This is a genomic window from Candidatus Thioglobus sp. (genome assembly GCF_028599055.1).
Lineage (GTDB): Bacteria > Pseudomonadota > Gammaproteobacteria > PS1 > Pseudothioglobaceae > Thioglobus_A.
This window is the reverse complement of sequence record NZ_JAQRMS010000020.1, coordinates 1-8,167: the sequence shown is the minus strand read 5'-3', so window position 1 is coordinate 8,167 and position 8,167 is coordinate 1. Positions and strand designations below refer to the sequence as shown.

The 8,167-nt window shown below is 39.2% G+C and carries 11 protein-coding genes and 1 pseudogene; 9 read left to right on the top strand and 3 right to left on the bottom strand.

What is annotated here, in order from left to right; translation table 11 throughout:
- From PSN35_RS02485 to PSN35_RS02450, 8 genes are all read left to right on the top strand, one after another.
- Positions 1-410: TonB C-terminal domain-containing protein (locus PSN35_RS02485; RefSeq protein ID WP_300028954.1), on the top strand; the 410-nt coding region annotated here is incomplete at its 5' end.
- A gap of 3 nt (positions 411-413) precedes the next feature.
- Positions 414-806 carry an antitoxin Xre/MbcA/ParS toxin-binding domain-containing protein gene (locus tag PSN35_RS02480; protein ID WP_300028953.1) on the top strand — a complete coding sequence of 131 codons (393 nt, stop codon included), beginning with the start codon at positions 414-416 and terminating at the stop codon, positions 804-806.
- Positions 803-1,516 carry a septum site-determining protein MinC gene (gene minC, locus PSN35_RS02475; RefSeq protein ID WP_300028951.1) on the top strand — a complete coding sequence of 238 codons (714 nt, stop codon included), beginning with the start codon at positions 803-805 and terminating at the stop codon, positions 1,514-1,516. Before PSN35_RS02480 ends, minC begins: the two co-directional genes overlap by 4 nt.
- Positions 1,517-1,525: 9 nt before the next feature.
- Positions 1,526-3,559 carry a glycine--tRNA ligase subunit beta gene (gene glyS, locus PSN35_RS02470; protein ID WP_300028949.1) on the top strand — a complete coding sequence of 678 codons (2,034 nt, stop codon included), beginning with the start codon at positions 1,526-1,528 and terminating at the stop codon, positions 3,557-3,559.
- A 6-nt stretch (positions 3,560-3,565) separates the two neighbouring features.
- Positions 3,566-4,003 (top strand): D-aminoacyl-tRNA deacylase, encoded by a 438-nt coding sequence (gene dtd / locus PSN35_RS02465; protein WP_300028947.1) that lies wholly within the window; start codon positions 3,566-3,568, stop codon positions 4,001-4,003.
- The gene (locus tag PSN35_RS02460) at positions 3,997-4,407 is read left to right on the top strand and encodes a PGPGW domain-containing protein (RefSeq protein ID WP_300028945.1); all 411 of its coding nucleotides are present in this window, start codon (positions 3,997-3,999) and stop codon (positions 4,405-4,407) included. The genes dtd and PSN35_RS02460 overlap by 7 nt, the downstream gene beginning before the upstream one ends.
- On the top strand, positions 4,404-5,027 hold the full coding sequence (locus tag PSN35_RS02455; RefSeq protein ID WP_300028944.1) for a hypothetical protein: 624 nt from the start codon (positions 4,404-4,406) through the stop codon (positions 5,025-5,027). The genes PSN35_RS02460 and PSN35_RS02455 overlap by 4 nt, the downstream gene beginning before the upstream one ends.
- A gap of 15 nt (positions 5,028-5,042) precedes the next feature.
- The gene (locus PSN35_RS02450; protein ID WP_300028942.1) at positions 5,043-5,363 is read left to right on the top strand and encodes an arsenate reductase; all 321 of its coding nucleotides are present in this window, start codon (positions 5,043-5,045) and stop codon (positions 5,361-5,363) included.
- Here the strand turns inward: PSN35_RS02450 and trxA are convergent.
- On the bottom strand, positions 5,360-5,728 hold the full coding sequence (gene trxA / locus PSN35_RS02445) for a thioredoxin (RefSeq protein ID WP_300028940.1): 369 nt from the start codon (positions 5,726-5,728) through the stop codon (positions 5,360-5,362). The genes PSN35_RS02450 and trxA overlap by 4 nt on opposite strands.
- Positions 5,729-5,925: 197 nt before the next feature.
- Between trxA and ruvC the strand changes: the two genes are divergently transcribed.
- Positions 5,926-6,396 (top strand): crossover junction endodeoxyribonuclease RuvC, encoded by a 471-nt coding sequence (gene ruvC, locus PSN35_RS02440; RefSeq protein WP_300028937.1) that lies wholly within the window; start codon positions 5,926-5,928, stop codon positions 6,394-6,396.
- Here the strand turns inward: ruvC and PSN35_RS02435 are convergent.
- Positions 6,393-7,546: pseudogene (locus PSN35_RS02435) on the bottom strand (cation diffusion facilitator family transporter). The gene ruvC and the pseudogene PSN35_RS02435 sit on opposite strands and share 4 nt — an antisense overlap.
- A gap of 62 nt (positions 7,547-7,608) precedes the next feature.
- Positions 7,609-8,167: tyrosine-type recombinase/integrase (locus tag PSN35_RS02430; protein WP_300028935.1), on the bottom strand; the 559-nt coding region annotated here is incomplete at its 5' end.

The following is an 8,167-nucleotide window of genomic DNA, read 5'->3' as shown; positions in this document are numbered from 1 at the left end:
TTGAAAAGCTAAGAAAAGCTGAAGCCAGTAAATTTGAAAAAGAGCAAGACACTCGATCTTTAAAGAAAGAAATTCAGGCTGAAGAGGATCAAGAAAGAGAAATTGCTCAAGAAGACATCTTGAACGAGCTTAAAGCGAATTACGTTAATCAAATCGCTTCACGAGTTAAAGAAAAATGGCGTTACCAAGGTGCGAAAGACGATTGGGGTTGTGATGTTTACATTTTGCAAGATATTAACGGCAAGGTGCAAACGGTAAATTTACAGTCATGTAATGTTGAAAATAATGCCAAATCTAAGGCGTTTAAAGATGCGATAGAGCGCGCTGTGTATAAAGCATCTCCATTGCCACCAGCACCTGATCAAAGTGTATTTGACCGTGAAATTTTATTCCACTTTAGAGTGAATTAACTCATGGATACAATAAATTTGAATGAGCAAGAGCAAGCTCAGTTAACCCTGCAATTGACCAAAATTTTAGAAAATTGGAAACTAGAAGATGCAGATCAGCTTACTTTGCTAGGTTTGCAAGAGACAATCAAGCCCAGGCACTTATACCAATATCGTCGAGGTGATAAATCATTCAACTTCGATGAAAAGACCGTAAAACGCAGTCAAATGATTTTGGGTATTTACGAATCATTAGGTACCACTTTCCCAACTAATAAGGAATATGCTGGTGTTTGGCTTAAACGTACGGTAAAAAAATTCAAACACAAAACCCCGCTAGAGTTGATGTTAAGTGGTGATACAGGCATGAACCGTGTATGGCATTTTTTAGACTGTACGCAAGGGTGGCGTAGTTGAATCAGATCGAAGTTATCACCCAAACCGAAGCGCTGTATACACTTAGGGTGTTGACCAACAATACGGATGTATTAGTTAAGGAGATAACCGCGCTAGCAAGTAGCAATAAAGCCCAGTTTCAACACGCACCCGTTATTTTAGAAATTGAAGCGCAGCATTTTCAGGCAAATGAGCTGGCGGTTTTGATTGAAATTTTGGCACAAAATGAAATGGTTGCTGTGGGTATTCGCTCGCGTAAGCAAGAGTTGATTGATTTTGCAAAATTTTCAGGCCTGGCGGTTTTTGGTAAATCGTTATCAAAGGCCAGCAAGTCTAAAATCAAGGTTAAAACCGTTGAACAGCCTGTTTCAAGTGTGCCAAACCCTCATCAAGATAAAGCTTATCAAGCGCCGAAAATTATTGCCAATAAGGTTTATTCATTTCAGCAGATAACTTCTCACGATAGAGATTTGGTACTGTTATCTAACGTAAAATCAGGTGCTGATATTATGTCATTTGGCTCTATATCAGCCTATAAAGAGGTGCAGGGAAATTTATTTGCCGGCATTCAAGGCGATGAAAAAGCCACTATTTTTGTTCAATCATTTAATGCTGAATTAGTTTCTATTGCAGGCGTTTACAAGAAATTTGATGTTGTTCCTACTAAGCTCTATGCACGTTCTGTGATGATCGACTTGCTTAATGATCAACTTAGATTCCAAATTATTTAAAAAGCTATTATGAACACACAAGATTTTTTATTAGAGCTCGGTACAGAAGAGTTACCACCAATGTTATTGCCTAAGTTATCAAAAGCGTTAACAGATAATGTAGTGGCTGAATTAAAGCAATTAAATCTTGAGTTTTCAACGGTAGATTCTTTTGCCACGCCGCGTCGACTGGCAGTATTAGTGCACGATCTTCAACTGCAGCAAGCAGATCAAATCATTGAGCGCAAGGGCCCATCGGTTAGTGCACCAGATCAGGCGGTAGCGGGTTTTGCAAAATCTTGCGGTGTAGAGCGTTCAGAATTAGCACAAAAGGCATTCGGCAAAGCTGATTATTACTTTTTTAGTAAAGAGCAAAAAGGGTTGGAAACTCAAGGCTTGTTAGCGCAAGTGGTTGATACTGCTATTAAGAATATTCCTATTGCTAAGCCAATGCGCTGGGGTGATTCTGATATTCAATTTTCACGCCCGACACATTGGTTGGTTATGTTGCTAGGCAGTGAAGTGGTTAATGCTTCAGTCATGGGGCTAACAGCAGGCAATACAACGCGAGGTTTGCGTTTTACAGGCAAGCAAACATTTGAAATTACTCAAGCCTCAGACTATCGTCAAACTTTAATGGATCAAGCGCAAATAGAAGTTGATTTTGAAGCGCGTAAAACACTCATTCGACAGCAAGTAGTCGAGGTGGCAAATAATAATAACGCCACTGCCGTGATTGATGAATCACTCTTAGCAGAGGTGTGCGCCTTGGTTGAATATCCACGTGCATTTTCAGGCGGGTTTAGTGAATCATTTTTAGCAGTGCCTGAAGAGGCGCTTATTTCTGCTATGAAATCGCACCAAAAGTATTTTCACATGCTTGATGCGAATGGCAAACTATTACCAAGCTTCATCTCGGTAGCTAATATCGAATCCAGTGATCTTTCAGTTATTATTGACGGTAACGAGCGTGTTATTCGCCCAAGATTGGCTGATTCTGAATTTTTCTGGGAGCAAGATAAACGCCAAACCTTAGAATCCCATCTAGAAAAGCTTGATCGTGTGTTGTTTATGAAATCACTGGGATCAATGAGTGATAAGGCAAAACGTATTGAAAGTTTATCAGGCACTATTGCCACTATGATTGGCGCTAATGAACAAGATGCTAAGCGTGCAGGCTTATTATGTAAAACAGATTTAGTGACTGAGATGGTGGGTGAGTTTGCTGATCTTCAAGGTGTAATGGGGGGTTATTACGCACAAAATGACGGTGAGAGTGAATCTGTTGCCAAGGCAATTAGTGAGCACTACCATCCGCGCTTTGCTGGTGATACATTGCCATCGACTCAAGAGGGTTTAGTGGTTTCCATTACTGATAAGCTTGATACTATTACCGGTATTTACGGCATTGGCCAAGGGCCAACTGGCTCTAAGGATCCTTATGCATTACGTAGAATGGCATTGGGCTTGTTAAGAATTATGGTGGAAAGTAAGCTAGACCTTAATCTTAAGTCGCTGATCAGCGCATCACTTTCAGCACACTCGAGCGAGGTTGATACCGAGTGTGCAAGTGCTATTTACAAATTTATGATGGATCGTCTGCGCGCATACTACAAAGAGCAAAAATTAAGTGCTAAGGCTTTTGAGGCAGTACTAGCGGTTAAGCCAGAATCCCCGTTTGACTTCCATCTTCGCGTGGAAGCATTGGATATTTTCACTAAAGATGATGCCTCAGCGAGTTTAATTGAAGCCAATAAGCGTATTGCTAACATGCTTAAAGATCATCAAGACTTATCGACCGATGTTGATCAATCAGTATTAGTGGAAGCGGCGGAAAAAGCGCTGTACGCACAAACGGTTGAAGTGGCAAATAAACTATCGCAATCAACTGATTATGCAAGCAACATGCAGCAACTTATTTCACTTAAAGCAGGCATTGACACTTTCTTTGATGAGGTGATGGTGAATGCTGATAATGCCCAGCTTAAAACGGCACGTTTAAGTTTGATTAATTGGGTTAGGTCTTTATTCTTATCAGTAGCTGACGTATCGCATTTAAGCTAGACCCTTATGAAGGCTTTAATTCAGCGGGTAACGCATAGCAAAGTTGAAGTAGACAATATAACTGTTGGCGAAATTGACCAAGGTTTGTTGGTGTTTATTGGCATTGAAAAGGCTGATGAAAAGCCACAGATTGATAAAATGATTAAACGTCTGTTGTCTTATCGTGTGTTTTACGACAATGAAGATAAGATGAATTTATCGGTTAGCGATATTAAGGGTGGTATCTTGGCTGTTTCCCAGTTTACTTTGGCTGCTGATACTAGCTCGGGCACAAGACCAGGCTTTTCAACGGCTAAAGCGCCAGCTGAAGCTAAGACTCTATATGACTATTTTTTAACTCAAATCTCTGTGCAACATGCGCCAGTTCAAAGTGGTGAGTTTGGTGCTGATATGCAAGTATCACTAACCAACGATGGGCCGGTTACCTTTTTGTTATCATGCTAGATTTGATCACGGATTTAATCGCACAATATGAAGATATGCTGGTGTTAATTGGCATTATCTCGGCGATTGTTTTTGTTGTGACGCTACTATTAACCCCCTATTTACTCGGACTAATTGCCAGTGATTATTTCACGATAGAAAATCCGCATAAACTAGAAATTAAGCATATTGGTCATCTTGTTGCAGTAATTATTAAAAGTGCTATTGGTCTCATGTTGCTGCTTGCAGGAATTATTATGTTAGTTACGCCAGGACAAGGTGTTATATCAATTTTATTAGGATTATTTCTAATGGAGTTTCCTGGTAAGCGCAAACTTGAACTTAAGATTATTAACCACGATCCAACATTTAAAACCCTAAATTGGCTTAGAGCAAAAGCCAACAAACCCCCATTCAAACGATGAAAGAAAGACACATAATTGGCTACACGTTATTAGGCGCCATCCTAGCATTTTTAATTATATTTTTATTTACCCGCGATGTGGAAATGCCTAAAAATCAAGCCATGCCTTGGCAAAGTTACGTTAATGAAAATCAACAAACTGTTGTATTTGACTTAACCATGGGGCAGAGTCGCTTAATAGATGCGGCGCGCCATTTTGGCACTGAAATTAAAGCCTCATTATTTGAAAATGAAGGGGTAGAGCCAGAGCTAGAAGTGTATTTTTCTAGTACTAAAGTGGGCGGTATTAGTGCTCGAATTATTTTAAATTTACTATTGGATGATCAAGCTATTGAGGCGTTATCACGTAATATTGATGAATCTATGTTGATGCCATCTGGGGTTAAAAACACCACTTTTACCCCAGCAGGTGAGCGTTCTATGTCAAGACTAAAGATCAAATCTCTGACATTCATACCGAGGGCTAATTTGGAAGAAGCAGTGATTGAGAATTTATTTGGCAAACCGACAAGTGTTGAGCTTGCCCCTGAAGGTTTGTCTTATTGGCTTTATCCACAAAAAGGTTTGCGTATTATTGTTGATAATGAGCAAAAAGAAATTCTTGAATTTTCAAATCAGTAGGGCGTAGTGATGAAAATGTACGGCATAAAGAATTGCGACACCATTAAAAAAGCAAGAAAATTTTTAGACGCACACAATATTGAATGTGAATTTATTGATTTTCGCGATCAACCTATTGACGAACCAACCTTACAAAGATTTGTGAATGCGATCGGTTGGGATAAGTTAATCAACAAGCGTTCAACCACTTATCGTCAATTAACTGACGCACAAAAGGCTAACATCACCATAGAATTGACGTTAAAAAACCCAACTCTAATTAAGCGACCTGTTTTAGTAACAGGCAGCGATATTAAAGTTGGGTTTAGTGAGAAAAGCTATTTAGAGTTGGTTTAGCTTTTTGCCTGCTGCTCTTCGATTTCCTTACGAACGACAGCCATATCAAGCTCTTTTGCTTTAGTTAGCACCGTTTCTAGATCTGCTTCAGCCATAGCGCCAGGCTGTTGGAAAATCGCAATTTGCTCTCTAAAGATCATTAAAGTAGGGATTGAACGAATTTGAAAGCTACCCGCTAATTCCTGCTCGTCTTCCGTGTTGATTTTAGCGAAAGTAACGCCGTCAATTTTTTCACTCATGGCTTCATAAGTTGGCGCAAATGATTTACAAGGACCACACCACGGTGCCCAAAAATCCAAAATAACAATATCGTTATTTTTAATTGTTTCATCAAAATTGTCTTTGTTTAATTCTAAAACTGCCATGGCACACTGTCCTTATTAATCGTTAAAAATTTAAGTATATCATATAACCCTTATATGTATGGAAAAAAGCCGTTAACTGTTAAAATATTTTTATGAAAACTCAGGGGTTGATTCTGGCTCACGTGTCACAAGGTTTTGCCTCTGTTGTAAATACTTTGTAGTAAACTGTTTTGCAATTATTTATATTTAAATAGCCAATGAAAATTTTAGGCGTTGATCCCGGTTCAAGGATAACTGGATTCGGATTGATAGAAGCGCACAAGCTTAAATTTAATTATTTAGCCAGTGGCTGTATTCGCACCAAAGGTGAGTTGACTGATCGTATCACTACTATCTTCTTAGAAATTGATCAAATTATTAAGCATCACCAGCCTGATATCGTGGTTATTGAGCGTGCCTTTATGCGCCCTGACAGGCCTAACCCGGACGCTGCCATAAAACTAGGGCATGCACGAGGTGCGATTATTTCAGCCGTAGGGATGAATGAAGTTGTTATGGTGGAATACAGTCCGAATCAAATTAAAAAAGCAGTTGTTGGCAAGGGTCACGCAAGCAAAGATCAGGTGTCTTATATGGTGTGTGAGTCTTTAAAACTTAACAAAGCGCCACAAGAGGATGCGGCAGATGCATTAGCGGGTGCTATTTGTCACGCTTATCATTGCCTTTAGTTTTTGCCGAAGTAAACCTTAATATTACCAAAGCCGTGTAGTTCGCTTACAGTTTGCTTTAGTTTATTTAAAATTTCATCAGGGCTATTGTCGTTTTCTAGGCATGACAATGGCAGGTAAAAATCTACATGAATCTTGCTATCCAAGTAATGCAATTGAATTCTACTAATCTCCCCATCGCATTTGTTATTAAATAAAGCTTTAGTTAAGATACCCAACGCTTCTGCACGTTCGGGTAGATTTTCGTAGGGTGCAACTGATTCATCATCTTCCACGTCGATGTGTACAGTAACGTCGGTTAATTCTTTTAAGCATTGTTTGGCGACACGCTCAACACTGACACTAATAATATGTCCTTCACTAACACTTAAGAAAGGGTCAACTTGCACATGTACATCGGCTGAAATAGTATGGCCAATTTTACGGGTGCGTAATGAATGTACGCTATTAACACCGCTAATTTGCCCTAGTGCGTAGCGCAATTTTTCAATTTGATCGGTGTCAATTGAAGTATCAACTAATTCTTTAGTAGCGCCAGATCCTAGTTCCCAGGCAATGTAAACCACCATTAAGCCAACTACGATAGCGGCAACAGCGTCTAAGTAAATAAAGCCAAACGTTGTGCCTAAAACACCAGCGAACACAACCACAGAGGATAAGGCGTCGGAACGATGATGCCAGGCATTGGCTTTAAGCATGTCGGAATTGTATTTTTTGGCAACGTTAAGCGTATACCAATACAGCATTTCCTTAGAAAAGATAGAAATACCTGCTACGCCTAATAACAAATTAATATGAGTTAGTTCGGCTGGGTTGTTAAGTCGATCAAAACCGTCAAAAATAATGCCAGCACCAACTAAGGCTAGAATAACTGCTAAACCTAATGTGGCAACAGTTTCAAATTTTTGATGTCCATAGGGTGATCTTCGTCGGCTTCTTCATGGGCATGTTTGGCAGCATAGAGCACAATACCGTCTGATAACAAATCTGAAAATGAGTGGATACCATCCGCAATCAAGGCGCCAGAATTACCCAAAATGCCAGCAATAATTTTAAAAATAGCCAAAGTCAAGTCGACAATTGCACCGATAAAGGTGATTTTTTGAGTGGCTTTGGTGCGACTAAGAGAGTTCACGGTTTCAAAAATCATTAGTAATAATGCCTGTATTTTATGTTATTTATCCTCAAATAACCGTTAAATCACAAAACCTTTTATTCAAGATCGAGTGGTGATAAGGATTTTCTTTGAGAGATATTTTGAGCAATATGCGTGTAGATCAGTGTTGAGCTTGCATGCTTATGGCCTAATAGTTTTTGCACAGTTCTGATATCGATTTGATTTTGCAAAAGACGAACCGCATAAGAGTGTCTAAAGGTTTGTGCAGTTACCTTGAAGGGTGTGTTTGCTTTCGTAGCGGCAGTTGATATGTTGTAATTAAGTGTATTGCTAATAATAGACATTCTAGTAAGCATCCCGTCGCTATTATTGCATAGCTGTTTCATGGGGAATAGGTAGCTCTCATCAGCATCAACCTTGTTAAAGAATTTACTTCTACTATCTTTTGTGTGCATTTGTGTTACAAAACTTATGTGAGTATTTAGCTCAGATGAGATTTTAGTTGGGATGGATAACACTCTAAAATGTTTAATATTAGACACAGTTAATTGATTTTTGTTCGTATCAATATCTTTGATTTTAAGATTAAGCGCCTCACTTGACCTTAAGCCACAACCATATAGCAAATAAACCAACAGTTGATATGAGCCCTTT